Annotated in this window: 25 protein-coding genes; 13 read left to right on the top strand and 12 right to left on the bottom strand. The window is 65.9% G+C overall.

What is annotated here, in order from left to right; translation table 11 throughout:
* The first annotated feature begins 88 nt into the window (after positions 1-88).
* Positions 89-748, top strand: coding sequence for a TetR/AcrR family transcriptional regulator (locus V6U71_RS00990; RefSeq protein WP_411340575.1), 660 nt, complete (start codon positions 89-91; stop codon positions 746-748).
* A gap of 13 nt (positions 749-761) precedes the next feature.
* Here V6U71_RS00990 and V6U71_RS00985 read toward each other — a convergent pair whose 3' ends face one another.
* Both V6U71_RS00985 and pip read right to left on the bottom strand, forming a co-directional pair.
* On the bottom strand, positions 762-1,910 hold the full coding sequence (locus V6U71_RS00985; protein ID WP_411340574.1) for an aminotransferase class I/II-fold pyridoxal phosphate-dependent enzyme: 1,149 nt from the start codon (positions 1,908-1,910) through the stop codon (positions 762-764).
* Between the two features lie 34 nt (positions 1,911-1,944).
* Positions 1,945-3,036 carry a prolyl aminopeptidase gene (gene pip, locus V6U71_RS00980; RefSeq protein ID WP_411340573.1) on the bottom strand — a complete coding sequence of 364 codons (1,092 nt, stop codon included), beginning with the start codon at positions 3,034-3,036 and terminating at the stop codon, positions 1,945-1,947.
* Positions 3,037-3,267: 231 nt separating this feature from the next.
* On the opposite strand from pip, the gene V6U71_RS00975 reads away from it, so the two are divergent.
* Entirely contained in the window at positions 3,268-4,113 is an 846-nt protein-coding gene (locus V6U71_RS00975) for a GGDEF domain-containing protein (RefSeq protein WP_411340572.1), read from the top strand.
* On the opposite strand, the gene V6U71_RS00970 is transcribed toward V6U71_RS00975, so the two are convergent.
* Positions 4,100-4,984 carry a LysR family transcriptional regulator gene (locus V6U71_RS00970; protein WP_411340571.1) on the bottom strand — a complete coding sequence of 295 codons (885 nt, stop codon included), beginning with the start codon at positions 4,982-4,984 and terminating at the stop codon, positions 4,100-4,102. The two genes, V6U71_RS00975 and V6U71_RS00970, sit on opposite strands and share 14 nt — an antisense overlap.
* 95 nt (positions 4,985-5,079) lie before the next feature.
* Here V6U71_RS00970 and bla point away from each other — a divergent pair, with 95 nt between their 5' ends.
* On the top strand, positions 5,080-5,958 hold the full coding sequence (bla, locus tag V6U71_RS00965) for a subclass B3 metallo-beta-lactamase (protein ID WP_411340570.1): 879 nt from the start codon (positions 5,080-5,082) through the stop codon (positions 5,956-5,958).
* Positions 5,959-6,035: 77 nt separating this feature from the next.
* Entirely contained in the window at positions 6,036-7,700 is a 1,665-nt protein-coding gene (locus V6U71_RS00960) for a M28 family metallopeptidase (protein WP_411340569.1), read from the top strand.
* Between the two features lie 9 nt (positions 7,701-7,709).
* Here V6U71_RS00960 and V6U71_RS00955 read toward each other — a convergent pair whose 3' ends face one another.
* The 7 genes from V6U71_RS00955 to V6U71_RS00925 form a co-directional block, all read right to left on the bottom strand.
* Complete coding sequence (locus V6U71_RS00955) at positions 7,710-8,750, bottom strand: rod shape-determining protein (RefSeq protein WP_411340568.1); 1,041 nt, start codon at positions 8,748-8,750, stop codon at positions 7,710-7,712.
* A 188-nt stretch (positions 8,751-8,938) separates the two neighbouring features.
* Complete coding sequence (locus V6U71_RS00950) at positions 8,939-9,400, bottom strand: hypothetical protein (protein ID WP_411340567.1); 462 nt, start codon at positions 9,398-9,400, stop codon at positions 8,939-8,941.
* Positions 9,401-9,473: 73 nt separating this feature from the next.
* Complete coding sequence (locus V6U71_RS00945; protein ID WP_411340566.1) at positions 9,474-9,851, bottom strand: reverse transcriptase-like protein; 378 nt, start codon at positions 9,849-9,851, stop codon at positions 9,474-9,476.
* Positions 9,852-9,868: 17 nt separating this feature from the next.
* The gene (locus V6U71_RS00940; RefSeq protein WP_411340565.1) at positions 9,869-11,971 is read right to left on the bottom strand and encodes a TonB-dependent receptor plug domain-containing protein; all 2,103 of its coding nucleotides are present in this window, start codon (positions 11,969-11,971) and stop codon (positions 9,869-9,871) included.
* The gene (locus V6U71_RS00935; RefSeq protein WP_411340564.1) at positions 11,968-12,708 is read right to left on the bottom strand and encodes a hypothetical protein; all 741 of its coding nucleotides are present in this window, start codon (positions 12,706-12,708) and stop codon (positions 11,968-11,970) included. The genes V6U71_RS00940 and V6U71_RS00935 overlap by 4 nt, the downstream gene beginning before the upstream one ends.
* Positions 12,709-12,820: 112 nt before the next feature.
* Complete coding sequence (locus tag V6U71_RS00930) at positions 12,821-14,569, bottom strand: M56 family metallopeptidase (protein WP_411340563.1); 1,749 nt, start codon at positions 14,567-14,569, stop codon at positions 12,821-12,823.
* Positions 14,569-14,946, bottom strand: coding sequence for a BlaI/MecI/CopY family transcriptional regulator (locus V6U71_RS00925; RefSeq protein ID WP_054724110.1), 378 nt, complete (start codon positions 14,944-14,946; stop codon positions 14,569-14,571). The genes V6U71_RS00930 and V6U71_RS00925 overlap by 1 nt, the downstream gene beginning before the upstream one ends.
* Positions 14,947-15,307: 361 nt before the next feature.
* Here V6U71_RS00925 and V6U71_RS00920 point away from each other — a divergent pair, with 361 nt between their 5' ends.
* The 7 genes from V6U71_RS00920 to V6U71_RS00890 all read left to right on the top strand — a co-directional run bounded on the left by V6U71_RS00920 (position 15,308) and on the right by V6U71_RS00890 (position 23,454).
* On the top strand, positions 15,308-16,897 hold the full coding sequence (locus V6U71_RS00920; RefSeq protein ID WP_411340562.1) for a CHASE2 domain-containing protein: 1,590 nt from the start codon (positions 15,308-15,310) through the stop codon (positions 16,895-16,897).
* Complete coding sequence (locus V6U71_RS00915) at positions 16,788-17,600, top strand: EAL domain-containing protein (protein WP_411342291.1); 813 nt, start codon at positions 16,788-16,790, stop codon at positions 17,598-17,600. Before V6U71_RS00920 ends, V6U71_RS00915 begins: the two co-directional genes overlap by 110 nt.
* A 737-nt stretch (positions 17,601-18,337) precedes the next feature.
* The gene (locus tag V6U71_RS00910) at positions 18,338-20,296 is read left to right on the top strand and encodes a ribonucleoside-diphosphate reductase subunit alpha (protein WP_411340561.1); all 1,959 of its coding nucleotides are present in this window, start codon (positions 18,338-18,340) and stop codon (positions 20,294-20,296) included.
* Between the two features lie 120 nt (positions 20,297-20,416).
* Positions 20,417-21,478 carry a ribonucleotide-diphosphate reductase subunit beta gene (locus V6U71_RS00905; protein WP_411340560.1) on the top strand — a complete coding sequence of 354 codons (1,062 nt, stop codon included), beginning with the start codon at positions 20,417-20,419 and terminating at the stop codon, positions 21,476-21,478.
* A 121-nt stretch (positions 21,479-21,599) separates the two neighbouring features.
* On the top strand, positions 21,600-21,830 hold the full coding sequence (locus V6U71_RS00900; protein WP_054586491.1) for a hypothetical protein: 231 nt from the start codon (positions 21,600-21,602) through the stop codon (positions 21,828-21,830).
* Between the two features lie 46 nt (positions 21,831-21,876).
* Positions 21,877-22,752: an HNH endonuclease gene (locus tag V6U71_RS00895; RefSeq protein WP_411340559.1), complete on the top strand. Its 876-nt coding sequence runs from the start codon at positions 21,877-21,879 to the stop codon at positions 22,750-22,752.
* A 312-nt stretch (positions 22,753-23,064) separates the two neighbouring features.
* Positions 23,065-23,454: a GIY-YIG nuclease family protein gene (locus V6U71_RS00890; RefSeq protein WP_411340558.1), complete on the top strand. Its 390-nt coding sequence runs from the start codon at positions 23,065-23,067 to the stop codon at positions 23,452-23,454.
* A 110-nt stretch (positions 23,455-23,564) separates the two neighbouring features.
* Here the strand turns inward: V6U71_RS00890 and V6U71_RS00885 are convergent, their stop codons facing one another.
* A complete protein-coding gene (locus tag V6U71_RS00885) occupies positions 23,565-24,062 on the bottom strand; it encodes a hypothetical protein (RefSeq protein ID WP_411340557.1) in 498 nt (165 codons plus the stop codon).
* A 363-nt stretch (positions 24,063-24,425) separates the two neighbouring features.
* Here V6U71_RS00885 and V6U71_RS00880 point away from each other — a divergent pair, with 363 nt between their 5' ends.
* On the top strand, positions 24,426-24,575 hold the full coding sequence (locus V6U71_RS00880) for a hypothetical protein (protein WP_411340556.1): 150 nt from the start codon (positions 24,426-24,428) through the stop codon (positions 24,573-24,575).
* A gap of 134 nt (positions 24,576-24,709) precedes the next feature.
* Positions 24,710-25,168, top strand: coding sequence for a hypothetical protein (locus tag V6U71_RS00875; protein WP_411340555.1), 459 nt, complete (start codon positions 24,710-24,712; stop codon positions 25,166-25,168).
* Here the strand turns inward: V6U71_RS00875 and V6U71_RS00870 are convergent.
* Positions 25,165-26,706 carry a sulfatase-like hydrolase/transferase gene (locus V6U71_RS00870; RefSeq protein ID WP_411340554.1) on the bottom strand — a complete coding sequence of 514 codons (1,542 nt, stop codon included), beginning with the start codon at positions 26,704-26,706 and terminating at the stop codon, positions 25,165-25,167. The genes V6U71_RS00875 and V6U71_RS00870 overlap by 4 nt on opposite strands.
* Between the last annotated feature and the right edge of the window lie 6 nt (positions 26,707-26,712).

Genomic DNA, 26,712 nt, shown 5'->3' with positions numbered 1-26,712 from the left:
CGATCCCGAATCCTACTTTTCTCTCGACTTCTAATAAGTACTTTTCTCCTAGCTTCCAAAAACTGTCAAGAGGGCATAAGAGGGACCTATGACCACGACGATGACCAAGCGGATGGGCCGCCCGCCCAAGGTGACGCGCGACGAGATTATCGAGGCGGCGGCGCGGTGGGAGCCGGCCGAGCTGCAGCTCACCGCGCTCGCCGACGCGCTCGGCATCTCGGTGAAGACCGTCTATTATTATTTTCCGGCGCGTCAGGCGCTGCTCGACGCGCTGACCGAACGCGCGGTGGCGGAAATGGGCCTGCCGGACATCATGCAGGCCGCAAGCTGGCGCGACGTGCTGACCGAGGTGGCAATCTGGTTCTACCGGCTCGGCCTCGAGCAGCCGGGGTCGTTCATCGACACCAATGTCGTCACCAAGCGGGTGGGCCTGCAGCTGCTGCGGCTGACCTTCGCCCGGCTGGGCGAACTGGGCTGGACGACCGCCGATGCGATGCGCGCGAACATGGTGGTCAGCAACTGGGCGGTATGCCGGGGCGAATCCGCGCACGCCAATCCGGTCGGCAGATATTCGCTCGAAGAGACGCGCGACATGCTGACCGACTATTTCAGTGCCGATGTCGCCGACGAAATGACCGCCATGGCGCAGGTGTCGGGCAGCGACCGGCAACTCTTCGACGACGGGCTGGCGATCGTGCTGGCCGGAATCGAACAGGTGATCCTGAACAAAAGCGCATCGCGCGCCTGAGCGCCGGCGGCGCTCAACCCGCCATCATCGCTTCCGTCCGCGCCGCGAACCACGGCGCCATCCGCTCGATCGCTTCCTCGACCAGCGGGGTCGACACCGCAAAGCTGAAGCGGATGAATTTTCCGCCGTCGACCGGGTCGAAATCGATCCCCGGCGCCGCGGCGACGCCGGTGTCGGCCAGCAATTGCTTGCAGAACGCCATGCTGTCGCCGGTCAGGTGCGCGACATTCGCATAGACATAGAAAGCACCGTCGGGCGGGGCGATCTCGCGCAGCCCCATCGCGGGCAGGGCGCGCAGCATGATCGCGCGGTTCCGCGCATAGGTTTCGACATGCCCCGCCAGTTCGTCCGTGCAATCGAATGCCGCAAGCCCGGCGTGCTGGGCCAGCGAGGGCGGGGTCAGGAACAGGCTGCCCATCCGGGCGCGCACCGTGTCGACCAGCCCGGCCGGCGCCACGATCCAGCCGAGGCGCCAGCCCGCCATGCTGAAATATTTGGAAAAGCTGTTGATGACGACCGCCTCGCTGTCCCATTCGAGCACCGAAGCGGCCGGCTCTGCGTAGCTCAGCCCGTGATATATCTCGTCGGAAACGATGCGAATGCCGCGCCTCCGGCAGACGTCGACGATGGCCGCCAGCTCGTCGCGGGCGATGATCGTACCCGTCGGGTTCGCGGGGCTGGCGACGATGATCCCGGCGGGCGCGGGGACGAGCGCCGCGATCGCCGCCGCGCTGAGCTGGAAGCGTTCGTCCGGGCCGCACTCGATTTCCTGTGCGTCGAGGTACAGCGCCTTCGCCGTGTTGCGGTACGCGACATAGCCGGGCCGCGCGAAGGCAAGACGGTCACCGGGTTCGAACAGCGAGGTCAGCGCCAGCACCAGCGCCGGCGAGGCGCCGCAGGTCAGGATGATCTGTTCGCGCGCGACGCGCACGCCATATGCTTCGGCATAATGGCGCGCGATGCGGTCCTTCAGCGGGATGCTTTCCCAATATCCCATCGCATCCGAATTGAGCACCTCGTGCGCGCGCGCAATCGCCGCCGCCGGGGCGCCGGTCGACGGCTGCCCGAACTCCATATGGATGATCGAGCGCCCCTTTGCGGCCAGTTCGTGCGCCATCCGGCTGATGGCTATCGCGTGAAACGGTTCGATCGCTGCAACCACGTCGTCTTCCCCTATATCCGGCTCGCGCCGCCCGTCATGCCGCCAGCGCCGGCAGGCCGTCCATGATCGCGGTCAGCGCCAGCGCATTTTCGCGCTCCATCGCGCTATGCCCGGCGTTGGTCATCACAAAGGTCGCGGGTTCGCGCCCCGCATCGCGAAGCGCCGCCGCCAGCCGCGACGCCTGCGTCAGCGGGCAGACCTCGTCGAAGCGGCCATGGACGATATGCACCGGGATCGACGCGAGCGTCGCGATATGGTCGAAGAAATGCCCTGCCGGCAGGAACAGTTTGTTGGCGAAATAATGCGCCTCGATCTGCGCAAAACAGAGCGCGAAATCGGCCTCGCCGAATTTGCCGGTATCGGTTTCCTCGGGAATCATGTTCGAAATCTGGCCTTCCCACAGCGACCAGGCCAGCGCCGCCGCGAGCTGCTTTTCCTTCTCGGCCGCGGTCGCGGGCACCATGTCGAAAATCGCCTTGTACGATGTCATCACGTCGCGCCGCTCGTCGGGCGTCAGGATTTCGAGCAGCGCGCGCCACTCGCCCGGATATTTGATATAGGCGCCGGGCGCGGTCATCGCGAACGGGTCGCGCTCCCACGTCGCGGCATTGCCCTGATAAAGATACGCCAGATCCTCCGCCGCCCCCAGAAAGATCCCGCGCAGCACCAGGCTGGCGCAATGCTCCGGATGCGCGATGCCATATGCCATCGCCAGCGTACTCCCCCAACTCCCGCCGAAAACGTGCATGCGCCCGCTGATCTCCAGATGGTCGCGCAGCTTCTCGATGTCGCCGATCAGGTCGGCGGTCGTGTTCTTCGCCAGCGCGATCGCCGGCCCCGCCGACGCGACATTGGGCTCGCTCTTGCCGCACCCGCGCTGGTCGAACAGGATGACGCGATAGCGCTTCGGATCGAAGAAGCGCGCCATCGCGGGCGCGCACGCTCCGCCGGGACCGCCGTGGAGGAACATCACCGGCTCGCCCGCCGGATTGCCATATTCCTCCCAATAGATGCGATGCGCGGGATCGATATCGACCTCGAGCCAGCCGAAGTTCAGGCATGGCGGCTGCGGATAGACCCAGCCGTCGCCGATCTTGCTCGATGCCTGCAACCGCGAAAAATCCATGGGTACCTCCTCAGCACGGCGTCGCCGCCCGTCGGGCAGGGCTTAGCTTCCCCTCCCCACTTGTCCAGCCCGCACCCTGTCCATGCCCGTTCTTTCGGAATCAATGGCCTGTTCTCAACAGCTTGTCGGCAGTGGCATCACGGCTCGCCGCAGATGCTTAGCCCCTTAACCTTCGGGAAACGTTGTTCGGCTGGCTTCGCCTCGCGAGGGGGGCCGGTGCATGGAGATATTATGCGATTCTACGAAGCCACGCGGTTCCTCTTCCCCCGGCATTACGAACGCCGCATTCTCGCGATCTGCTTCGTCGCGGTCCATTTGCCGCTCGTCGGGTGCATCGTCCTGCTGAGCTGGCGCAGCGAATGGGACGGATCGCTGTTCGGCGTCCTCCTCGCCGCGACTCTGCTCGGCACGATCGGCGCGATCTTCGCGGTGTCGGAGCTGTTGATGCCGATCCGCCGTGCAACCCTCATGCTCCAGACCGTACAGCGCGGCGGCCGCGTCGGCCCGGTCCCTGTCGGCGGCGAGGATCTGGTCGGTCAATTGCTGCACGGCGTCGCGCAGGCAGCAAACGAGACCGCGCGGCGGATCGAGCAGCTCAAGGATGCGGCCGAGCGCGACGTGCTGACCGGCCTGCGCAACCGGCGCGGCTTCCTCGACACGGTCGCACCGATCCTCGCCGACGACAGCTATTCGACGATCGCGATGCTCGACCTCGATCACTTCAAGGCGGTGAACGACGACCACGGCCACGATCGCGGCGACCAGCTCCTGACCGACTTCGCCGATTATCTCTCGGCCTCGCTCCGCCGCTCCGACATCGCGGCACGCTGGGGCGGCGAAGAGTTCATCGTCCTCTTTCCCGGCACCTCGCCGCGGCAGGCGCGCGAGATATTGGGCCGGCTGCAGTCGGTGATTCGCCGCAATGCCGCCTTCACTGTCGGAGGACGGAGGGTGACCTTTTCGTGCGGCCTCGCGCAGGTCCGCGGTTATGCCAACCTTGCCGAGGCGACGCGCCGCGCCGACCAGACGCTCTATGCGGCCAAGGAAGGCGGCCGGAACCTCATCATGACTGCCTAGGGTCGCATGCGATCTCGACGGCCAGCCAGCCGCGAAAGCTCTGCATCGCCTCGCTCTCGGCGCGCGACTGCAGCCGCGTCAGCCAGTAACGGCCGGCATCGATGGCGACCGCGAACGGCTGCACCAGCGTTTCGGTGGCCAGTTCGCGCGCAAACATCGAAACGGGGACCAGCGCCGCGCCGATCCCGGCAGCCGCCGCCGCCGCCATCAGCGCCGAACTGTCGAACACCGCGCCGCGCGGCGGCGGTGCCTCGACCCCGGCTGCCGCGAACCAGCGCGCCCACTCGTCGGCGCGGTACGATCGCAGCAGCGGCACGCGCGCCAGGTCGGCGGGCGCCTTCAGCCGCGCCGCCATCGCGGGCGCGCAAACGGGCGCCATCGCTGCCTCGACCAAAGGCTCGGCCCAGGTCGCGTGCCAGGCGCCGTCGCCAAAGCGGATCGCATAGTCGAGCGCTTCGCCCGCCAGGTCGACGCGATTGTTGTTCGTCGACAGCTTGAGGTCGATGTGCGGGTGCGCGCGCGCAAAGGCGTCCATGCGCGGCAACAGCCATCCGATCGCGAAGGTGCCGACCACCCCGACCTTCAGCGCCTCGCGAAACCGTCCGCCGGCATATTGCTCCAGCGTCGCCGCGACGCGGTCGAAGGCCTCGCCGAGCACCGGCACCAGCGCCTGCCCATCGTCGGTCAGTGCCAGCCCGCGCGGCAGCCGGTGGAACAGCCGGGTGCCGAGCCGTTGTTCGAGTTGCGCGACCTGATGGCTCACCGCCCCCTGCGTCACGCACAATTCGATCGCGGCGCGCGTAAAGTTCAGGTGCCTCGCCGCCGCCTCGAAGGCGCGCAGCGCGTTGAGCGGTAGCTGGGCCCGGTCCATGATCTATCATGAGATGAATTCATGGCTTTGTCGAGAATTGATGCTTTGTCCGACCGCCGCCCCTCGGGCATCCCGATGGCGAAGGGAGAGTGAAGATGATCGCAACCATCGGTCTGTTAACCTGGCTCGTCGCAGCGGCAGGCGGCAGTTTCGAGCCCGGCGACGATCCGCTGACCCGGCCGATTGTCACCTCGAACAGCGCCGAATGGATCGAACCCCGTCCACCCGAAAAGCTTTACGGTAACAGCTACCTTGTCGGCTTCGGCGGACTCAGCGTCGCCCTTATCGACACCGGCGACGGCCTTATCCTCGTCGACGGCGCCCTCCCCCAGTCGGCCTCCGCGATCCTCGCCAATGTCCGCACACTCGGCTTCCGGCCCGAAGACGTCAAATATATTCTGAGCACCGAGCCCCATGCCGATCATGCCGGCGGCATCGCCGCGCTCGCCCGCGATACCGGGGCAAGCGTCGTCGCAAGCGTGCGCGGCGCCAAAGCGCTGCGGTCGGGCGGTCCCGCTGCCGACGATCCCCAGCTTGCCTATGACATGCGCTTTCCGCCCGTCGCGCGGGTGCGGACCATGGCCGACGGCGAAACCCTCCGTCTCGGCAAGACCGTCGTCACCGCGCATGCCACCCCCGGCCACACGATGGGCAGCATGAGCTGGAGCTGGCAGACCTGCGAAGCGAAACGCTGCCGGACGATCGTCTTCGCGTCCAGCCTCAACCCCGTATCGGCCGACGGTTATCGCTACACGGCACCCGCCAGCGCGCCGATCGTCGCCGGCTTCGCACAAAGCTACCGGACGATGGACGCGCTTGCCTGCGACATCCTCATCGCCGCGCACCCCGGCAATGCCGGCATCGAGGGCGCGCGTTTCAGCGCCCGGCCGGGCGCCTGCCGGGCCTATGCCGACCGCTCGCGCCGCGCCCTCGCCGAACGGATCGCGAAGGAGGGCGCCGCGACGCCGCGCTGATCCGACTTGACGGTGGCGCCGCCAATCGTCGTCATGCTAGGCTCGCGGCTCCCCCCCAGCCGGAGCCAATCCTCTTGATGTCCCTTCGCCTTTCCGCCGCGCTCTCTCTTGCCGCCATCGCCGCACCGGCTGTCGCGGAAACCTCTCCCGCCCCGGCAATCAGCGCCGACAATCTCGCCCAGACCGTCCGCACCCTCGCCGCCGACCAGTTTCAGGGCCGCGCACCGGGCACGGTGGGCGAGGAGCGAACGATCGGTTACCTGATCGGGCGGCTGCAGGCGCTTGGCCTCGAACCCGCAGGCGTGGACGGCGGCTGGACCCAGCCCGTGCCTCTGCTCCACACCCGCCTCGGCAAGGCGGAAACGTTGCAATTCGACCGCAAGGGCGCCGCAACCCCGCTCGCCGCAGGCACCGACATCTACCTCTCCTCGCTCCAGCCGAACGACCGCGCGGCGGTCGCGAACGCCCCGCTCGTCTTCGTCGGCTACGGGGTCAGCGCCCCCGAACGCGGCTGGGACGATTTCAAGGGACAGGATCTCAAGGGCAAGGTCGCAGTCTTCCTCGTCAACGATCCCGATTTCGTCGCGACCAAGGGCGAGGATGCATTCGGCAAGTTCGGCGGCCGGACGATGACCTATTATGGCCGCTGGACCTACAAGTTCGAGGAGGCGGCACGCCGCGGCGCGATCGCGGCGCTGATCGTCCACGACACCGATGGCGCGGGATATGGCTGGAATGTCGTTACAAGCCCCGGCGGCGAAAATTACGACATCGTCCGCACCCCCGACAAGCTGACCAGCCTCGCGCTGCAAGGCTGGATTTCGGGCGAAACCGCGACAAAGCTGTTCACCGCCGCCGGACAGGATCTGGCAAAGCTGCGCACCGCCGCGCGCCGCAAGGATTTCCGGCCCGTCGATCTCGGCACCGGCTTCACCGCCGCAATCCCGGTGACGCACGAGGTCGTGCAGAGCCAGAATGTCCTCGCGAAGATAGCCGGCGCCAAGCGCCCCGACGAGGTGGTGATCTATGGCGCTCACTGGGACGCCTATGGCGAAGGCGCCCCCGACGCGCAGGGCCGCATCTATCGCGCCGGCGCCAACGACGATGCCCTTGGCGTCGCCGGGCTGTTCGAAATCGCCCGGCTGTTCAAGGCCGCGCCGCCGCCCGACCGCACCGTCGCCTTCGCTTTCTGGACCGCCGAGGAACGCGGGCTGCTCGGCTCCGAAGCTTATGCGCAAGCCCCGCTCTTTCCCGCCGAAAGGACAGTCGCGAACTTCGGCCTCGACATCCTGCAGACCGCGGGGCGCGCGAAGGACGTCGTCCTCGTCGGCAAGGGACAGGGCACGCTCGAGGACGATCTCGCGCGCTTCGCCGCGGCGCAGGGCCGTACAGTAACACCCGAAAGCCTGCCCGAACGCGGCCTCTTCTACCGCGCCGACCATTTCAGCCTTGCCAAGCGCGGCGTCCCCGTCCTCCTGATGATGGGCATCGCGGGCGCCTCGGACCTCGTCGACGGCGGCAAGCCGGCCGGCCAGAAGTGGGTCGATGACTATACGGGCAAATGCTATCATCAGGCGTGCGACGCGTGGGGCAGCGATTGGAACCTCGATGGCGCGGTGCAGGATATCGAACTGTTTTACGAAATGGGCGACGAACTCGCCCGTTCGGTCCGCTGGCCCGAATGGAAGCCCGGCAGCGAGTTCAAGGCGATCCGCGACGCGAGCGCAGCGTCGCGGAAATAGCGGCGCCGGTCAGGCGGCGAGCAGCACGCCGTGATAGGCGCGATCCTCGAACGCCAGCCCTGCCCCCATCGCGACGCAGATCAGCGCGTCCTCGGCAACCTGCACATGCAGCCCGGTGGCGCGGGCAATCGCCTGATCCATCCGCCCGAGCAGCGCACCGCCGCCGGTCAGCGTGATGCCGTAATCGATGATGTCGGCCGACAGTTCGGGCGGCGTCTGCTCCAGCGCCGCGCGCACCGCGGCGACGATCTGCCCAACGGGTTCGGCCAGCGCTTCGGCGACCTCGGCTTCGGAGACCCGGACCTCTGACGGCCGGCCGGTCACCAGATCGCGGCCCTTGACCCCCATCACGATGCCGTCGCCCTCGGGCGGGGTCGCGCAGCCGATCGCCAGCTTGACGCGCTCGGCGGTCATTTCGCCGATCATCAGATTATGCTTGCGGCGGATGTAGGAGGAAATCATGTCGTCCATCTTGTCGCCGCCGACGCGCGCCGAATTGCTGTAGGCGATGCCGCCGAGCGACAGGATCGCGACCTCGGTCGTACCCCCGCCGATATCGACCACCATCGCGCCCGTCGGCTGGGTGACCTGAAGTCCCGCACCGATCGCGGCGGCCAGCGATTCCTCGATCAACTGGACCGTCACCGCGCCGGCGTTGGTCGCGGCATCGCGGATCGCGCGGCGCTCGACCATCGTCGACCCCGACGGCACGCAGATGACGACGTTGCTGCGCTGACGCAGCGGTCCCGATCCGCCCTTCGCCTTGTCGATGAAGTGTTTGATCATCTGTTCGGCGACGTCGATGTCGGCGATCACGCCGTCGCGCAGCGGCCGGATCGCCTGGATATTGCTCGGCGTCTTGCCCATCATCAGCTTGGCTTCGTTGCCGACCACCTTGACGCGCCGCACGCCGTCGCGCGTCTCCAGCGCGACGACCGACGGCTCATTGAGGACAATTCCCTTGTCACGCGCATAAACCACGGTGTTCACGGTTCCCAGGTCGATGGCCATGTCGTGGGCGGCCGATGCGAACCGATTGAAGAATTTCATGTGGGGCGGGCGCCTTTTGGCTATGGGGGAAGAATCGGGCGCGCGCACAAATGCCCGCAACGACCGCGATCTTCGGATTGTGACGATGGTCCGGAGGCGTCAACGCCGGCGGTCCAGACCGGTCTTTTCTCAGGTCCGGTCGAGCGCGCCGCCCGACCCGGCGCCGTTCAGGCACGGCTTGGCGCGATTTAGCGCAGGATGAATTTCAGTCCCTGCAGCTTGACGACCCGATCGTCGACGCACACCGGCGCCGCGATCAATCGCATCCACCGCGGCCCGGCCTGTGCGGGCCTGATCTCGACATCGATGGTAAAGCCGCGCCGGTACCGGATCGCATAGGCGCGGAGCTTTTCCATCGCCGCGCGCGATCCTTCGCCATAAAGCGCGACCGCCTCTTCGCGCGTCACCGCCGCGCGGCGGGTTATGCCGAAGATGTCATAGACCTCGTCCGACCAGTTCAGCCGGTCATTGTCGGTCAGGTCGCATTCCCACCGGCCGAGCCGTGCGGGCCGCACGGGCACCACGATATCGACGAGGTCGGGAACGGGGTCCAGCGTGTCGACCCCGTGCAGCTGGCCAAGCTCGAAAAAGCGGTCGCGCTCATAGAGCGGCCAGCTGTGATGAACGGGCAAGGGATGGGTCTGCTTCAACGTGCCGGTCTTCCATTTGGTCGCTGCAGGGATAGCGGACCGGCGCTTAACAACTGGTGTGCGGACCCTGCCGCTATCGGCCTCGCGCAAGCGCGATGCCTGCCAGATTCTGTGTGCGTTTGATGTGCCGCACACGCGGAGCCGGACCGTCGCCGGCCAGCACATGGAAGGCGGACAGATGCGCTGCCATCGCGCCGGGCGCCCGCGCCGCGCCGTTCGCCTGCGCGACCACCGCCGCCGCGTCGCCGAGCAGCACGAAGTCGGCAAGCCCTTGCCTCCGCGCCAGTCGCAGCGCCGCAAGCAGCGCCAGCCATTCGGCGTCCATGCTGCTGCCCTGCCCGGCGTCGCGATGGATCTCGGCGACGCCCCCGGTGACGACGGCGATCTCCATCGTCCCCGGATTGGGGCGGCAGCCGCCGTCGAAATAGATTTTGGTCCGGCGGCCCGTCATCGAACCGCCATAGCGCCCTAAAACTTGCCGCGCACCGAAAAGGCGAAGATCGGCCCGATCAGCCGGTTGCGCTTTTCGACGAAGTCGATCGGGCTGTCGCCGCGCACGCCGGTATAGACGGTGCGATCGCGTTTCGACCGGGCATTCAGCGCATTGGCGATCGTCGCGCGGACGGTCAGCCCCATCACATTCTTGTGCTCGACGAAGACATTGGCAAAGACCGGGCCTTCCCAGACCTTGTCCGACTGGTTGCGGCGATAATTGGGCTGGTAATGGCCATATTCGCCCCCCGCACCCCACGCCCAGTCGGTCCCCGCGATGTCGTGCCGCAGGTTGATTTCGGCTACCGTGTCGGTCCAGCCCGAATAGGATCGTTTCTCCCCCGTGAAGGGATCGCGCACCGACGATTTCTGGTACAACAGGCGCGTGTCGAGCTTGACGCCCTTCAGCCCCGCGGGATCGAGGTTGATCGTCGACGTCCAGTCGATCGCCCAGGCGCGCGATTTGTCGATATTGCCGACCGCCTCGCCGTCGGTGCCGACCGGGATCACATCGACACGGTCCTCGACATCGCGATAGATGAAGTTGAGCTTGGTCGACCCCCAGGCCCCCAGCTTCTTGTTCGCCTCAGCCTCGATGGTCCAGTCCTGCTGCGGCCGCAGGTCGTTGTTGACCTCATTCTGGTTGTCGTCGTTGAGGAAGGCGCGCGCCAGGAAGTCGTAGAAAGACAGTTGCAGCACGCGCCGCCGCAGCTTCACCGACACGTCGAAATCCGCCGACGGCACCCACGCCAGCGTCACCGATCCCTTGGGCCGGAAAAAGCTGCGCGTCTGGCCGTCGATGCCGGTTTGGGTGATCGTCGAATGTTCGGCGCCGGCGACGAGCTGGAACGACAATGTGTCGGTCAGCTTGCGCCCGAAGCTTAGCAATCCTTCGTACCGGTCTTCGCTGACCCCGCCGATGCCGCCCGGGAAGGGCTGGTCGACAAAGACACCCGACGGGTTCAGCACCGCAATCGACGCGACATTGTCGAGCGTGTTGAACGCCGCTTCGCCCGACAATTGCCAGTCGCCGCCGAACATCTTCCACTGATATTCGGCGCGCGCGATCGTTTCGCCAAGGTCGCCGACCTGCGCGAAGCGGTCGCCGGTCGGCGTCGACCCGTCGACGGGCGTGGTGATGATTTCCTGCGCATAGGGCTCGTGGCTGAAGCGCCGGAGCCCGATCAGCTTGAGCTTCCCCGGCCCGAAGCCGAACTGGTAATCCCCCGACAGCTCGTAATTCCAGCTATCGGCCTTGTCGCGTACGCTACGCAACCGGTCGGGCTGCCCCGGCGAGACGCGCAGCCCGTCCTCATAATAGCGGTCGTACTTACGCTGGTAATGGCCGCCGAGGTTGGCGACGCTGCCGCCCGGCCCGTCCCACGTCACACGCGCCGACAGCTTCGGCGTGTCATAATGGGTGTTCCAGATGTCCGAGCGCTCTTCGATGATATTGCCCGCGCCGTCATAGATCAGCGTCGGCCCGCCGGCGCCGCTGCGCGCGCTGTCGTCGTTGTTGAGCGCCACCTCATATTCGATCGCGCCCGTCCGCCCGCGCACCGAAATATCGCCGCGCGTGAACAGCGGGTCGGTATAGTGGGCGCGAAATTCGGGCTTCCACGAAAACTGCCCCGAAAAGCTGTCGGCGCGATAGACGATGTTGGCGACCTGCCCCGACAGTCCGGGAATATCGAGCGTCGCGCCGTCGACGATCTCGATCCGCTCGACATTGCCGCCGGGGATGCGCGACAATTGGGTGTACATGTCGTCGCCCTTGTTCGACGGCCGCTTGCCGTTGAACAGCACATTGCCCGTCGCGATCCCCAGCCCGCGCAGATCCTCATTGTCGCGGATCGCGAAACCCGGAACCTGCTTCAGCATGTCATAGGCGTTCTTCGGGGCGTAGCGCGCGAAGTCGGCGGGCGTATAAATCTGCCGCGCCGCGCGGCTGACCCCGCCGGCGGGCGCTTCGACCGGCGCCGGCGGCGGCGTATCGCCGGTGACCGGCGCCTCCTGCGCGGTTGCGGGCATACCGCAAAGCGCCGCAGTGATCGCGGTCAGGCTGACCATCCGCATCATTTGCCGCTCCCGCTCGCCGCGCGGTTCATCGCCCGCGCATATTCGGGCGAGACGCCGAGCGCCTTCATCCCGACGACATCATGGGCGCTGAGTTTCCGGTATCCGGCCGCCGCGAGCCCGCGCACATAGGCGCCGTCGACATCGAGCGCCTTGCACGCGATGGCATCCTCGATGGCGGTGAGCGTCATCGCCTCCGATTGCAGGTCGCGAACATAGGCCGGCGTGACATCGAGCGCCGCGGCGGCGATCAGGTCGCCGTCGTCCTTCGGCTTCACGCCCGCGGCGGTCAGTCCGTCGGCCAGTTCGATCGTCGCATCGACCAGCAACATGGCGAGCAGGTCGTCGCGATCCTCGGGCGCGAGGCCGCGCGACGCCAGGTCGCGCTCGAAGCCCGGATCGGCGGTAAAGCGACAGCGGCCGGCGCCATCATGGGCCGCCTTCAGCACCCCCGTGCAGGCGAGCGTGCCCGCCGCATGGACGATCGTGAAGGACACCGGCCCGGCCGCGCCGCGCAGCGCCGCCTCGGTGCCCGCGAGTTCGCGGCGCGATCCGTCGATCGACACGCTGCTGTTCGATTTCCGGCGGCTGACCTGCAGATGCGGCTCGCCCTTGCCCTTTGCGGGCGCCGCTTTCCATTCGATGTCGTTCAGGACGAGCGGGTCGGCGGCGGTGCTCGGAACCGAGCAGGCGAGAACCGACAGCAGCGCGGCGCCGACGGCAAGATATGGGACTTTCATGGGTGCACTCCTCCCTCCGTGCGCCGCGCGAGCGTCATCGCTCGCCGCCGCAGCGGCTTTTCAAAACAGGGCTTCGATCAACGGATGTCGGGTTTGGACGAATGTCCGGGCGTCAGGTGCCCGGCGGCGCGGGTGGCATCGGCGGACGCGTCGCGGCCGGTGCTTCGGGGACTTCGATCCGCGCGACGCGGCCGTCGGCGCTGCGCGCCTCGATCACCGGGCCGGGGCCGAAGCGGACGGTGGCGCCGTCCTTCGACACGATGCTCCGTTTCGCGCCCCTGCCCCGCGGATGCATGCCCGTCGCGCGCAGTTCGATCGCGTCGTCGGGATCGCGCAGCCGGACGCCGGCCTTGCGCATGTCGGTCACGAAGTCGCAATCGACCCCCATCGCCTTGAGCGCGATCAGGTCGTCGAGATCGACCCCGGGGAAATGCTCTTTCATGTCGCGGGCAAAGGCAGCGTCGATACCCACCTGCTTCGCCCCGACCAGATCGCCGAAATCGGCGCCCGGAAGGATCGCGCGCATCGATCCGATATAGGCGGGATCGACCCCGGTCGCCTTCGCGGCGATGATGTCGTCGGGGTCCATCGACCCGCCATGCTCGCGCAGCTTCGCGACATATTCGGGGGTGACGCCGACTGCGCGCATGCCGACCAGATCGTCGGCGCGGAGCGGCTCTGCGGCGGGAGCGGCCCCCGTATCCACGTCCCTCGTTTCCACGTCGGTCAGGTCTTTCGCCGTCATGGCCGACTGCATCGACCGTATCGCCGACTGCTGCGCGACGAAGGCCATGGCATGGGTTTCGTCCGCCACCTTCGTTTCCGCCGTCGCCGAAAAGGCGGCGAGCGGCGCGGTGATCCCCGCCAGCACGACCAGGCTCATCAAGATCCAGCCCGCGCTTGCCGGACCGCGTTTCAGGCTGCCGTCGAGCACCCGCGTGATCCGGCGCTTCAGGCTGCCCTTGGCCGGGGCGACGCCGTGCGCCGCGATCAGCGTCGCCTTGTTGTCGTGCCGCGCCGCGCCGACCAGCAGCGTCGCATAATCGGGACCGTCGATGTCGGCCATCAGCACGGCGTCGTCGGCCGCTTCCTCGCGGAGCTGATGGCTCTCGCGCGCCAGCATCCACACCAGCGGGTTGAACCAGAAGAGCGCGCAGGCCAGCCGCGCGGCGAGCAGCTTTGCCCAGTCGAGCCGGGCGACATGCGCAAGTTCGTGCGCGATGATCGCCTCGGCCTCGCCGACCGCCGCCACCGCCTTCGGGCTCAGCACGATCGTCGGGCGCAGCACGCCCCAGCTGATCGGCGAACGCAGCTCATCGCTCACCAGCAATGCGGTCCCATGTTTGAACCCCATCCGCCGCTGCGCCTCGGCAAGCGCCGAGAGCCACGAGGATTCGACGAGCACGTCGGCGCGGCCGCGCATCGCGAACAGGCGCAGCACCGCGATTCCCATCAGCCCGGCGAGCAGCGCAAGCGGCAGGGCATAGACCCAGGGCGCGAGATCGGCGAACGAGGGCCATGCGAACGGCGACATGATCGGCGGCGATCCGGACGAATCCGCCACGACAGGGACTGAAGCCGTGGCGGAGGAGGCCGGATCGACCGCCGATCCCCCCGTTATCTTTGTGGCGGCAGCGGCGGGCGCCGGCTCGGCGATCGCCCAATCCGCGGGAAGCGGCTGCCACTGCGGCAGCAGCAGCGTCGCCAGCGGCAGCGCGAGCAACGCGGCAAGCCCGGCGTGCGCGATCAGCGAACGCTCGCCCGCCGAGCGCGAGCGCACGAGGCGCAGCAGCAACAGCGTCAATCCGGCGACGAGCGCCGATTTCCATGCGAGTCCGATCAGGGTTGCTGCGGTGATCATCACTTTGCCCTCCCTTCGCGCGCGCCCGCAATCAGCTTTTCCAGTTCGTCGAGTTCCGACGCGCTCATCTCGTCCTGCATGCCGAGCAGCGCCGCCGCGGCGCTGGTCGCCGATCCGTTGAAGAAGACCCGCACCACCTGACTCAGCGCCGATTTGCGCGCCGTCTTGTCCGATACGCTCGGCGCATAGACGAAACCGCGTTCCGACTGTTCGCGCGCCACGAAGCCTTTGGCCTCGAGCCGTTTCAGCATCGCGCGGATCGCCGAACCCGACAGCGCGTCGGACAGCGCCTCGCCGATCTCGGTCACCGTCGATGCACCGCGCTCGTACAGGACATCGACAATCTCGCGTTCCCGCGGCGGCAAACTGGACAACATGCGAATCACCTCATGCGCTACATTTGTAGCGTGCTACATTTGTAGCGCATGCTTGGCAAGGGGTTTTATCAAGATAATACACCAAGGCGGATGGACGGTCGTTTTTGGGGTGGAGAGCGGGCATTGCCCCATCCACCCTCGTCATCCCGGACTTGATCCGGGATCCACGGCGGCGCCGAAGTCATGGACCCCGGATCAAGTCCGGGGTGACGAAGATAGGCAGGGCATAAAGCGGCCGAAACCCGTCATTCCGGCATTATCTTCACCCCTGACCGCCCCGCTCGCCGCAATGTTTCGTTCATGATTAACGCGATGATAACCATCGCCGACTAGGCACGTCCGGTAATCGCTGGAGACGTGCGTGTTCAAGCTGGGCAACAAGATGATCGTCAGCTGGCGAACCTTCGGGCTGTCGTTGCTGCTCAGCGTCATCGTCGGTGTTACCGGCGTGGCGCTGCCGATCGATCGTGTCGTCGAAAGCGCCCTCGGCAGCATCGCCTGGCGGCCGGTTTCCGGCGAGACCGTCGTGGTCGCGGTCGACGACAAGACGCTCGCGGCGGTCGACGATCAGGATTTCACCGCCGCCAACCACGCCCAGTTGATCCGCGCCATCGACAAGGCGGGCGTCCACCGCCTGTTCGTCGACTTTTCCTACGAACGCCGGGTCAGGGATCCGGCCTTCGGCGAAATGGCGGCCGCAGTGAAGGCCATGGACGACCGCATCATACTCGCCGTTCCGTCGGCAAATTTCGGCGGCACCGAAGCCGAGGGCGCGGTCTGGCCCGACGCCCGCCTCGGTAACCGCGCGCAGAAAGCGTTCATCGGCTGGGAATATGGGTTCTGGCAGGTCTGGAAGGTGCCGATGGCGGTGCGCGCCGACGGCCGGGTGCTGCCCAGCTTCGCCGCCGTCATGGCGGGCCACCCCCGCGAACAGCCCCGGCAATTCGCCATCGATTATTCCTACGACACCGAAACAGTGACCCGCTACAGCGCGATCGACGTCATCTCGGGCAAGGTCGGGGCCGCGCAATTGCACGGCAAGGATGTCATTTTCGCGCCCGCCTCGACGGCGTCGCCCGACCAGCATTATCTGCCGGGTCACAACAAGATTCCCGGCGCCTATATCCACCTGATCGCGGGCGAGACGCTCAAGCGCGGGATGCCGGTCGATATCGGCTGGCTCCCGCCGCTGCTCGCGGCCGCCATCATCCTGCTCGCCGCCCTGATGTTCGATCGCGGCCGCTGGTACAGCCGCGCCGCCTTCGGCGTGATCGGCATAACCGCGGCCGCGAAAATCTTCCTGACCGTGTCGCTGGTCTCGGTCGAGATAGGCGCGGCGGCCTTTTTCATCGCCGCGCTCGGCGCCAACGTCTCGCGCAAGCGCCGCCATTTCTCGGCCCAGCGCGAAAACCCCGTATCGGGCCTGCCCAATTTCGAGGCGCTGCGCACCCAGCAGCCGTTCGGCAGCGCAACGATCATCGCCGCGAAGCTCGTCAATTTCGAGGATCTCGCCGCCTTCCTCCCCGGCGAGGGCAGCCAGCAGATGGTCGACCAGGTCGCACGCCGCCTGACGCTGGCCTGCCACGGCACGCAGCTCCACCACGATCTCGACGGCACCTTCGCCTGGCTGGTGCCCTATTATCAGCACAGCCAGATCGAGGGGCATCTCGCCGGGCTCGCGGCGTTGTTCAACGCGCCGCTGACGATCGGCGAACTGCGCGTCGACGTCGCGATCGCCTTCGGGGTCAACGACGAGTTCGAGGGATCGAACGCCCAGCGGCTTGCCGCGGCGCTCGTCGCCGCCGAAAAATCGGTGCGCAGCCGCGCCTTGTGGACCAAATATTCGCCGCGCCAGAAGGAAGACGCGGGCTGGCAGCTCAGCTTCCACTCGCAACTCGAGGACGCGCTTCACCGGCGGCGACATCTGGGTCGCCTTCCAGCCGCAATATGAAATCGCCTCGGGCAAGCTCGTCGGGGTCGAGGCGCTCGCGCGCTGGACGCACCCGACGCGCGGACCGATCCCGCCCGACGAGTTCATCGTTCAGGCCGAAAAGAGCCAGGACATCTACCGCCTCACCCTGTTCGTCATGGATCAGGCGATCCGCTCGACGGCACAGCTACACGCGCGCGGTTTCAAGATCCACATGTCGGTCAACCTGTCGGCGACGCTACTCGACCACAGCGACCTCGTCGGCACGATCCGCGTCATGCTCACCGCGCATCATCTGTCGCCCGAATGGCTGACGATCGAGATCACCGAGACCGCGCAGATCGAAAACAGCCGCCAAGCGCGCCAGACCCTCGCCCAGCTTCGCCGCTCGGGCATCCGTCTGTCGATCGACGATTATGGCACCGGCCAGTCGAACCTCGAATATCTGACCGAGATCGAGGCCGACGAGATCAAGATCGACAAGCGCTTCGTGATGACGATGCGCGATTCGCAGCGCAACTTCGAAGTCGTCAAATCGACGATCGATCTCGCGCACCGTCTTGGTGCCATCGCCGTCGCCGAAGGCATCGAGGATCGCGAGACCATGACCCTGCTCGAAGGGCTCGGATGCGACGTCGGACAAGGATATCATCTTGGAAAGCCGCAGCTATTTTCCGAGCTTTCGGCCAACCTCTCGACCGCTCCCCACAGCCGCACCGCATAACTGCCATTTTGGAACCATTTGTTAAGGTTAAGACTCGCTTTACCTTGTTTTTTAAGGTATACGGCGCGTTAACTGCCGTGGATTTGGCAGTGCCTACAGGAGATTTCAAATGGGTTGGTTTTGGAAATTTCTGGGCGGCGCCGGCTCCGGTAACGGTGGCGGTCAGGCCTAACGGCCCCCAGGGTTAGACAAAGGGCTCCGGCATCGCCGGGGCCCTTTTTCTTTGCCCGCCTGCCGCTTTTTGTCCGCGGCTTGGTTAACCGCTCTTGCGTCCCCGGCCGGGCTTGCCCCAATATATGGTGTGTCGGCCAAGAGGTGCCGGCGAAGGGTCTGTATCGACCCGAAAAAATTCAGCCGCACCGCGCTCCGGACACTGATCGGGCGCGGGGCCGCAGAAAGGCTGATCTTTTGCCTGCGGCCGGCCCGCTCCGCGCGACGAACTGAATCAAAATATCGACGAACCGAGTCCCTAATCTGTCATTTACCGTCTTGCATCGCCGCGCCGACGTGGCACTATAGGTGGTGGGTAACCAGCGGGGGCACCCCAAGAAATTGTATCAGGCTGTAAGTGGCGGATTTCCGTCGCCCATCCCATATGGGCACGGGAAAACCCTTCTTGCGCCCAAAAATATGTGCCCCGCGGGGCGGTTTAGATGCTACGGTCGGGGCTTCGTCCCGAGTCGAACAAGACAGGAACAAAGCGCCGCGCGGCGCTGGTCAAAATGGGGGCGAACCAGATGGATTTTCGGGAAAGCGAACGGGTGGAGACGAGCGACGTGGCGACGGTGGAACTGACAAAGAATGACGCTCCGGCGGCACCCGAATCGAAGGGCGAATCGGCTCCCGAATCGCCTCCCGCCGCCAAGCTCAACGACAGCAGCGAGCCCAAGGTCCACGCGCGCCGGTTCGAAGTGACCACCGACAGCAGCCGCGACGCGCTGCTCACCGATTTCGGCAAGGAAACGCTGCAGGACCGCTATCTCCTGCCCGGCGAATCATACCAGGATCTCTTCGCGCGCGTCGCGTCGGCCTATGCCGACGATCAGGAGCACGCCCAGCGCCTCTATGATTATATCTCGAAGCTGTGGTTCATGCCCGCCACCCCCGTTCTCTCGAACGGCGGCACCGGCCGCGGCCTGCCGATCAGCTGCTATCTCAATTCGGTCGACGACAGCCTCGAGGGCATCGTCGGCACGTGGAACGAGAATGTCTGGCTCGCCAGCCGCGGCGGCGGCATCGGCACCTATTGGGGCGCGGTGCGCGGCATCGGCGAACCCGTCGGTTTGAACGGCAAGACCAGCGGCATCATCCCCTTCGTCCGCGTGATGGACAGCCTCACCCTCGCGATCAGCCAGGGCAGCCTCCGCCGCGGCTCGGCCGCCTGCTACCTCGACATCTCGCACCCCGAGATCGAGGAATTCCTCGAGGTCCGCAAACCCTCGGGCGACTTCAACCGCAAGGCGCTCAACCTCCACCACGGCGTCCTCATCACCGACGAGTTCATGGAGGCCGTCCGCGACGGCGCCGAATTCAACCTCCGCTCGCCGAAGGACCAGAGCGTCCGCGGCACAGTCGACGCGCGCGGGCTGTTCCAGAAGCTCGTCGAAACGCGCCTCGCGACCGGCGAGCCCTACATCATCTTCATCGATCAGGTGAACCGCATGATGCCGAAGCATCATCGCGACCTCGGGCTCAAGGTCACCACCTCGAACCTCTGCTCGGAAATCACCCTGCCGACCGGCCGCGACCATCTCGGCAACGATCGCACTGCGGTCTGCTGCCTCTCGTCCTTGAACCTCGAAACCTGGGACGAATGGAACGGCGACAAGCGCTTCATCGAAGACGTCATGCGCATGCTCGACAATGTCCTCCAGGACTATATCGACCGCGCCCCGCCCGAAATGGCGCGCGCCAAATATAGCGCCAGCCGCGAACGCTCGGTCGGCCTCGGCGTCATGGGTTTCCACAGCTTCCTGCAGGCGCGCGGCCTGCCGTTCGAAGGCGCGATGGCGAAATCGTCGAACCTGCGCGTCTTCAAGCATATCCGCGCGCAGGTCGATCAGGCGTCGATGCTGCTCGCCAATGAGCGCGGCCCCTGCCCCGACGCGGCCGATCAGGGCGTGATGGAGCGCTTTTCGTGCAAGATGGCGATCGCGCCGACCGCGTCGATCAGCATCATCTGCGGCGGCACCAGCGCGTGCATCGAGCCGATCCCGGCGAACATCTACACGCACAAGACGCTCTCGGGCAGCTTCTCGATCCGCAACCCGCACCTCGAAGCCCTCCTCGTCGACAAGGCGAAGAACAGCGACAATGTGTGGAACTCGATCCTCGAAAAGGGCGGCAGCGTCCAGCACCTCGACTTCCTGACGCAGGACGAGAAGGACTGCTACAAGACCAGCTTCGAGATCGACCAGCGCTGGCTGCTCGAACTCGCCGCCGACCGCACCCCGTACATCGATCAGGCGGCATCGCTGAACCTGTTCATCCCCGCCGATGTCGAGAAATGGGACCTGCTCATGCTCCACTATCGCGCGTGGGAACTCGGCATCAAATCGCTCTATTACCTGCGGTCCAAGTCGGTGCAGCGCGCCGGCTTCGCGGGCGGGGTCGAGGCCGACAACACGCCCGAAGCGGCGAAGTTCGAACTCAGCGCCGAAAGCACCGATTATGACGAGTGTCTGGCCTGCCAGTAACGCTCCCGCCGCGTGAACCCCGGCGAAAGCCGGGGCCCAGCGCGCAGTAACGCAACACAGGATTGGACCCCGGCTTTCGCCGGGGCACACGAACCGAGACAAGACCCGAGGATAGCCGCCATGCCCCTTCTAGAAGCCCGCAAGACCTACAAGCCCTTCGAATATCCCTGGGCGTTCGATTTCTGGAAGCGCCAGCAGCAGATCCACTGGGTGCCCGAGGAAGTGCCTCTGGGCGAGGATTGCCGCGACTGGGCGCAGAAGATCAGCGACCATGAGCGCAATTTGCTCACCCAGATCTTCCGCTTCTTCACCCAGGCCGATATCGAGGTGCAGGATTGCTACCACGAAAAATACGGCAGCGTGTTCAAGCCGACCGAGATCAAGATGATGCTGACCGCGTTCAGCAACATGGAAACCGTGCATATCGCCGCATACAGCCACCTGCTCGACACGATCGGCATGCCCGAGAGCGAATATGGCATGTTCCTCGAATATGACGAGATGCGCGCCAAGCACGACTATATGCAGCAGTTCGGCGTCGAAAATGACGAAGATATCGCGCGCACCCTCGCGATGTTCGGCGGCTTTACCGAAGGGCTCCAGCTTTTCGCCAGCTTCGCGATGCTGATGAACTTCCCGCGCTTCAACAAGATGAAGGGCATGGGCCAGATCGTCAGCTGGTCGATCCGCGACGAAAGCCTCCACTGCGAAGGCATCATCAAGCTGTTCCACACCTTCACCAAGGAACGCGGCTGCCTGACCAAGGCGGTGAAGGAAGACATCATCGACACCTGCCAGAAGACGGTGCGGCTCGAGGATGCGTTCATCGACCTCGCCTTCGAACAGGGCCCCGTCCCCGGCATGACGCCGAAGGAGATCAAGCGCTACATCCGCTACATCGCCGACTGGCGCTTGGGACAGCTCGGCTTCCAGCCGATCTACATGATCGACGAGCATCCGCTCCCCTGGCTCGCCCCGCTGCTCAACGGTGTCGAGCACGCCAACTTCTTCGAAACGCGCGCCACCGAATATTCGAAGGGCGCGACGCGCGGCGACTGGAACACCGTGTGGACCAGCTTCGACAATCGCAAGAAAGCGAAGACCAGCGACGACACCCCGGCGAGCGACGCCGAAAACGACGGCGAAGATATGTTCGCCAAAGCCGGCATCGCCGCCGAGTAAGCGCCACACCAAACCCCTCCCGCCTGCGGGAGGGGCGATACCATAGAGAACCCCGGCGAAAGCCGGGGCCCAGTGAAGGGCCAACCGCCCTACCGAAGAACAACAGAGTCAGAGGCCAAAAATGACCGACAAGAAAAAACTCAAACTCCTCGTCCTCAGCCAGCCCCAGCGCGCGACCCTCGAAGGCCTCTCGAACCGCCGCCCGCAACTCCCCACCGACCCGATCCGCGACGAACTCGTCGAATTGGGACTGGTCGTGCAGCAGGGCGCGAAGTGGGCGCTAACCCCGACGGGCAAGAAGGTGCTGGCGGCGGGATCGAACCGGCGGAATGCGGGCGGGTTTTCGGTTTGAAGCATAGACCATCGCGTTCACCGGCGAATTTCGCTAGCTAGAATCCATGCCGGGAGTATTCGCCCATCGACGTGACACGCACTATGCGGACGAGCCATATCGGCAATATCAGTTCCCCAAATCTTATCTGTCTCGTGCGAGACAGTTTGCGGGCGATTGGGTCATTTACTACGAACCGGTGAAACCGCGCGGGCGAGGCTTCTTCGCTGTTGCATGGCTTGAGAAGATCGTCGCCGACCCAACGCGCGAGGGCCATTACCTCGCGCTCATCAAGCCCGACACCTATCTAGATTTCGCGCACAGCGTACCGCGGATGATCGATGGAGGGCTCGTCGAGAGCGATCTTGCCAACGCGCAAGCTGCCGTTCGTCCATTGAGTCAAAGGGATTTCGTCCGCATCATAAACCTCGGCCTCGGTGACGATGAAGGTATTTTGCCGCGCGTCGGCGATCTCCCTGCTCCGCTCGTGCCCGCGCTCCATGACACTCAGCGACCCTTTCGCTTTGAGCAGGAACGGGTCCGCGCGGAGAGACTTACGTCGCGCATTGTCCGCGACCGAGTGTTTCGTACTGCCGTACTTGCGGCCTATGATGAACGCTGCGCAATGACTGGCCTCAAATTCATCAACGGTGGTGGTCGCGCCGAAGTCGCGGCCGCGCATATACGGCCTGTCGCAACGAACGGACCAGACAGCGTGAACAACGGCCTTGCCCTTTCTGGAACGGCACATTGGATGTTCGATCGCGGGCTTATTTCGCTGGATGATGACTTATCCGTTCTGATCTCACGCCAGGTCAACGACGTCGAAAGCCTTGACCGGCTGCTTCGTCCAGACCGCAAAGCCATCGAACCCCTCGATCCGGCACTGCGTCCCCATCCCAGCTTTCTAGCGTGGCATCGTGAGCACATATTCAAACACTGAGGCGCTCATTATCCGCACCAACTGCATCAATCCAATAACGGCAATTTCGCGTCGAATGGCGATATGCATCACGGAGCTGTTTTCGCGCGTCAGTCATAGTCCACGAATCAAAGTCAGCGGCGAGCGTGCCCGCTTCACGGCAAGCACGTTGAAAACGTATAACATACTTCATTTATCGCGGCCTCTTGCAATAAATCCAAATTGCGGTGGCATTACCGTCATAGGCGCGATGACCCTTCAGTAGGCCCGTCTCGCCAGCGTCGCGTGGATACCGGATCAAGTCCGGCATGACGAGGAGCAGGGGTAGGAGAAATGTCCGGTTCGGTCCAATCCTCGTCACCCGGACTTGATCCGGGGTCCATCGCCGCCCTAGCCTCCACTCATGCACGCCGACTTCCAGCCCTGCGCCTATATCATGGCGAGCGCGCGGCACGGCACGGCACGCTCTACACCGGCGTCACCTCGCACCTGATCCAGCGCATCTGCCAGCACCGCGGCGGCAGTTTCGGCGGCTTCACCGACCGCTATGGCGTGAAGACGCTCGTCTGGTTTGAACTCGCCGCGACGATGCACGCCGCGATCGCGCGTGAGAAGCGGATCAAGAACTGGCAGCGCAAGTGGAAGATCGAGTTGATCGAGGCGGCGAACCCGGATTGGCGGGATTTGGCGGAGGAATTGGGATTGCCGCCCCTTTCCGGGTAACGCCGCCTCCCTTTCTTCGTCATCCCGGACTTGATCCGGGATCCATTCTACGGCCGGGGCATGGACCCCGGATCAAGTCCGGGATGACGAAGAGGGCACAACAATCCCCCTCAATGCACCGTAACCACCCCCAAACCGCCACCCGCTCGCGCCACCGCGAACATCACCCCGTCGCGCACCACCTCGGGCGGGCCTTCGAGCAGATAGAGCTTCACCAGTTCGCGCGTGACCTCGCTGTCGTCGTCGACGACCAGCCGCAGCGCATGCAGCCCCGTCTCGCCGCGCGTCACCACCACATTGCGGACCAGCGCCAGCGGCCAGCGGGTGCTGCCGCCGCGATAGAGCGTCACGCCGTCGTGGCGCAGATAATCGCCGCGCCGCCGCCACACGCCGATCCAATAGGCCCATAAAGTCAGCACCGCGACGATGCCCAGCCCGACCAGCGGCTGCACGAACACCATCGTCCGCAGCATTTCGGCAAGGCCGCCGTGCCAGTCGAGCCGCGCCGCGAGCACGCCGAGCAGCAGCGCGCAGCCGAACTGCCACGCCACCAGCGGCGCCGCGCGCAGCCGCGCCACCACCACCATATTCCGGTCCCCGCCTGTCATCGCGGCCCAGATAGGCACTCGCACCGCGCCGCGCCACCCCCGCCGCGTCGCCGTGCGGAACCGGCCGCGCGAAATAGGACGGCGCGCGCCTTTCCTACATCACCGCCGCGTGCCAGCCTGCCGCCCTTCGCTCTTTGACCCGTTAATCCGCCCCCCGCTCGCCGCGCCGAACCCCGCCGCGCCGAACGTCACACCCGCGCCCAATCTTTGCGATCTTTCGCCCCGGGCGCGCTGTGCGTCACCTTCGCGACCTTTGCCCGGCGCGGATAACGCCCGCGAGGGTCGAGCCGCCCCCGCCGCGCGACAAACCGTCGCCGCAGGCCGCACCGCGATGCTATAGTGCCGCCCGGAAGGAGAAAGCCCATGCAGGCCGTAACCGAAGGCGACCGCCGCAAGGAGGTTCGCACCCTCCTCGATCAGATCCAGGCGCATCCCGAGCGCGACTGGACCGCGGCGCGCCAGCGCATCGCGACGCTCAACAAGCTGATCGGCTCCGCTCCCAAGCCGCACTGATCAAACCGCACTGATCAAGTCGCACAGACTGGCGCTTCGTCGCAGCATCGCGCCGTCCCGCCGCGCCGCGGGCAACGCCGGCCGCAGCCGCCGGGTTTCGCTTCATATCCCCACGGACATGAAGGAAATCAGTCATGCGCAAGACCCTCAGCCTGCTCGCCGCCGGCGCCGCCCTGATCGCTGCCCCAGCCTTCGCGCAAGTCGGCGGTGTCGCCGATGTCAACGCCGGGGCGCAGGTCGGCGTCAATCCCGCCGGCACCGTCGCCACGGTGACCGACCGCGTCGGCCAGACCGTCGATCGCGTCGATGACAGCGTCAACCACGCGGTCGATGCGACCAAGCTCAAGCTCGCGGCGCGCGAGGATGTCCGCGCCGGCGCGCAGGTCAGCGACAGTAGCGGCAACAGCGTCGGCACCGTCCAGAGCATCGACGGCGATCAGGCGATCGTCGTCGACGGCGGCAAGCTCTATAATGTGCCGCTGTCGTCGCTCTACAGCCACGCCGAAGGCGCCGCGCACGGGCTGGTGACCAAGCTGCCCAAGGCCGACCTCAAGGCGCGCGCCGAGGCTGGCGCCGCGGCCGAAACGCGCTAGTTGCCCGGAAAGGCGGTCCCGGCGGTCAGCGACACCTGCGTATCGTTGCCCATCGGGATCACCGTCCGCCCGAACCACACATAGCGCGCAGTCGACCGGTCAAGGTCATTGTCGTACAGCACGGCGGCCTTGGCGGGATCGTAGCCCATCCAGCCGAGCGTCGCGGGAAAGATCTGGCTCGCCGAGTGGCCTTCGCGCGGCGCGGCGGCATAGCGCGCCGCGAGCGTATCGGGCAGGAAGGCGAGCAGCGGAATGCGGAACTCGTCGCGCACCGCCTCGCGGCTGCAATGCGGCAGCGCCCCCGGGGTCAGGTTCTGGCCATGGTCGGAGGTGTAGACGACCGCCACTGCGTCGCGATCGACCCCCGCCAGCAACCGCTCGAAGAACCGCCCCTTCGACCATGCCAGCGCCGTGTCATATTGCAGCGCGACCGGGCTGTCGGCAGGGATCGCCCCCGCCGGATAATGGTCGCGATACTGGAAATGGACGCCGCGCAGCACCGCAAGGGTAAAGCTCCGCCCCGGCGCCCTCATCTGCCGATTGAGCGCATCGGCGATCTTCAAGTCGGTGTCGATACCGCCAGGCATCGGCCGGAAATCGTCGATCAGCGCACGTTCGGGCGCCAGCAGCAGATTCTGCGGCGCGCCTGACGTCTGGCCGTCGATCAGCATCGTGCGATAGCCCGCGCGCTTCGCATAGGCCCAGATCGACGGCGTCCGCCGCAGGTCGATCGCGGGTGAGGCGCGGCGAACATCGACCCCCGACCGCAGCGCGACCTGCGCCGGAGCGCTGCAATTGCCCATCGCCGCCGCGACTCCGAAATCGACGTGCGGCACCGCGGCGAGCTTCGGCGCGATCAGCCGTGCGAAGGGCGCCTCGGCAACGCTTTCGTCGATCAACCAGACGATATGGCGCGGCGTCTGGATGGCCGGATCGGGCGTGAGTTCGGGCGCGGCGCGTGGCGGCGGCGCGGGCGCGGTCAGCAGGTCCCAGCCGAGGCCCGGAATGTTACGCTCGGCCGCTTCGGGCCACAGGTCGGCCGTACGATAAAGCACCGAAGGAAGGGCGAGCATCACGATCACCGCCGCCGCGACCCCGGGTCCCCACGGCAGCGTCACCGTGCCGCGCAGCAGCCAGCGCGCCGCCGCGAGCAGCGCCAGCGCCGCCGCCGTCTGTGCGCCGGCCATCAGCAGCGGCGCGGTGAACTCGCCCGCCGCATTGCCCGCCTGTCCGGTCTCGGCGATCATCCAGGCCAGCGTGCCGCCATCGACCGGCTCGCCGACGATCCCGCTATAGCCATGGTTGACGAGGATCGACGCCCCCGCGAGCGTCAGCAGCAGCGCCGCCCAGCGTCCCGGCAACAACGCCAGCGCGACCAGCAATATGCCGCCCTGCAGGCCGAGGAACAGCATCGCGCGCACCGCGCTTTCGGTGTCGCCCGCCGCATGGCGATAAAGCACATTGTACGTCAGCGGATAACGGTTGGCGATGGCATAGCCGGCCGCGAACAGCAGCAGCGCGGCGACAATCCGCCCCACGCGCGC

Origin of the sequence: Sphingopyxis sp. J-6, from assembly GCF_046603995.1 — a bacterium.
Taxonomy (GTDB): domain Bacteria; phylum Pseudomonadota; class Alphaproteobacteria; order Sphingomonadales; family Sphingomonadaceae; genus Sphingopyxis.
The sequence above is the reverse complement of the archived record's forward strand: the minus strand, read 5'-3'. Positions and strand labels throughout refer to the sequence as shown.

Excerpts from the sequence above, each read along its gene's own strand:
- V6U71_RS00900 (WP_054586491.1), top strand. The coding sequence starts at position 21,600 with ATGACCGACAAGAAAAAACTCAAACTCCTCGTCCTCAGCCAGCCCCAG.
- V6U71_RS00875 (WP_411340555.1), top strand. The coding sequence starts at position 24,710 with ATGCGCAAGACCCTCAGCCTGCTCGCCGCCGGCGCCGCCCTGATCGCT.
- V6U71_RS00910 (WP_411340561.1), top strand. The coding sequence starts at position 18,338 with ATGGATTTTCGGGAAAGCGAACGGGTGGAGACGAGCGACGTGGCGACG.
- V6U71_RS00895 (WP_411340559.1), top strand. The coding sequence starts at position 21,877 with ATGCCGGGAGTATTCGCCCATCGACGTGACACGCACTATGCGGACGAG.
- V6U71_RS00885 (WP_411340557.1), bottom strand. The coding sequence starts at position 24,062 with ATGACAGGCGGGGACCGGAATATGGTGGTGGTGGCGCGGCTGCGCGCG.
- V6U71_RS00890 (WP_411340558.1), top strand. The coding sequence starts at position 23,065 with ATGTCCGGTTCGGTCCAATCCTCGTCACCCGGACTTGATCCGGGGTCC.
- V6U71_RS00975 (WP_411340572.1), top strand. The coding sequence starts at position 3,268 with ATGCGATTCTACGAAGCCACGCGGTTCCTCTTCCCCCGGCATTACGAA.
- V6U71_RS00925 (WP_054724110.1), bottom strand. The coding sequence starts at position 14,946 with ATGTTGTCCAGTTTGCCGCCGCGGGAACGCGAGATTGTCGATGTCCTG.
- V6U71_RS00990 (WP_411340575.1), top strand. The coding sequence starts at position 89 with ATGACCACGACGATGACCAAGCGGATGGGCCGCCCGCCCAAGGTGACG.
- V6U71_RS00960 (WP_411340569.1), top strand. The coding sequence starts at position 6,036 with ATGTCCCTTCGCCTTTCCGCCGCGCTCTCTCTTGCCGCCATCGCCGCA.
- V6U71_RS00970 (WP_411340571.1), bottom strand. The coding sequence starts at position 4,984 with ATGGACCGGGCCCAGCTACCGCTCAACGCGCTGCGCGCCTTCGAGGCG.
- V6U71_RS00905 (WP_411340560.1), top strand. The coding sequence starts at position 20,417 with ATGCCCCTTCTAGAAGCCCGCAAGACCTACAAGCCCTTCGAATATCCC.
- V6U71_RS00935 (WP_411340564.1), bottom strand. The coding sequence starts at position 12,708 with ATGAAAGTCCCATATCTTGCCGTCGGCGCCGCGCTGCTGTCGGTTCTC.
- V6U71_RS00955 (WP_411340568.1), bottom strand. The coding sequence starts at position 8,750 with ATGAAATTCTTCAATCGGTTCGCATCGGCCGCCCACGACATGGCCATC.
- pip (WP_411340573.1), bottom strand. The coding sequence starts at position 3,036 with ATGGATTTTTCGCGGTTGCAGGCATCGAGCAAGATCGGCGACGGCTGG.
- bla (WP_411340570.1), top strand. The coding sequence starts at position 5,080 with ATGATCGCAACCATCGGTCTGTTAACCTGGCTCGTCGCAGCGGCAGGC.
- V6U71_RS00930 (WP_411340563.1), bottom strand. The coding sequence starts at position 14,569 with ATGATCACCGCAGCAACCCTGATCGGACTCGCATGGAAATCGGCGCTC.
- V6U71_RS00945 (WP_411340566.1), bottom strand. The coding sequence starts at position 9,851 with ATGACGGGCCGCCGGACCAAAATCTATTTCGACGGCGGCTGCCGCCCC.
- V6U71_RS00940 (WP_411340565.1), bottom strand. The coding sequence starts at position 11,971 with ATGATGCGGATGGTCAGCCTGACCGCGATCACTGCGGCGCTTTGCGGT.
- V6U71_RS00880 (WP_411340556.1), top strand. The coding sequence starts at position 24,426 with ATGCAGGCCGTAACCGAAGGCGACCGCCGCAAGGAGGTTCGCACCCTC.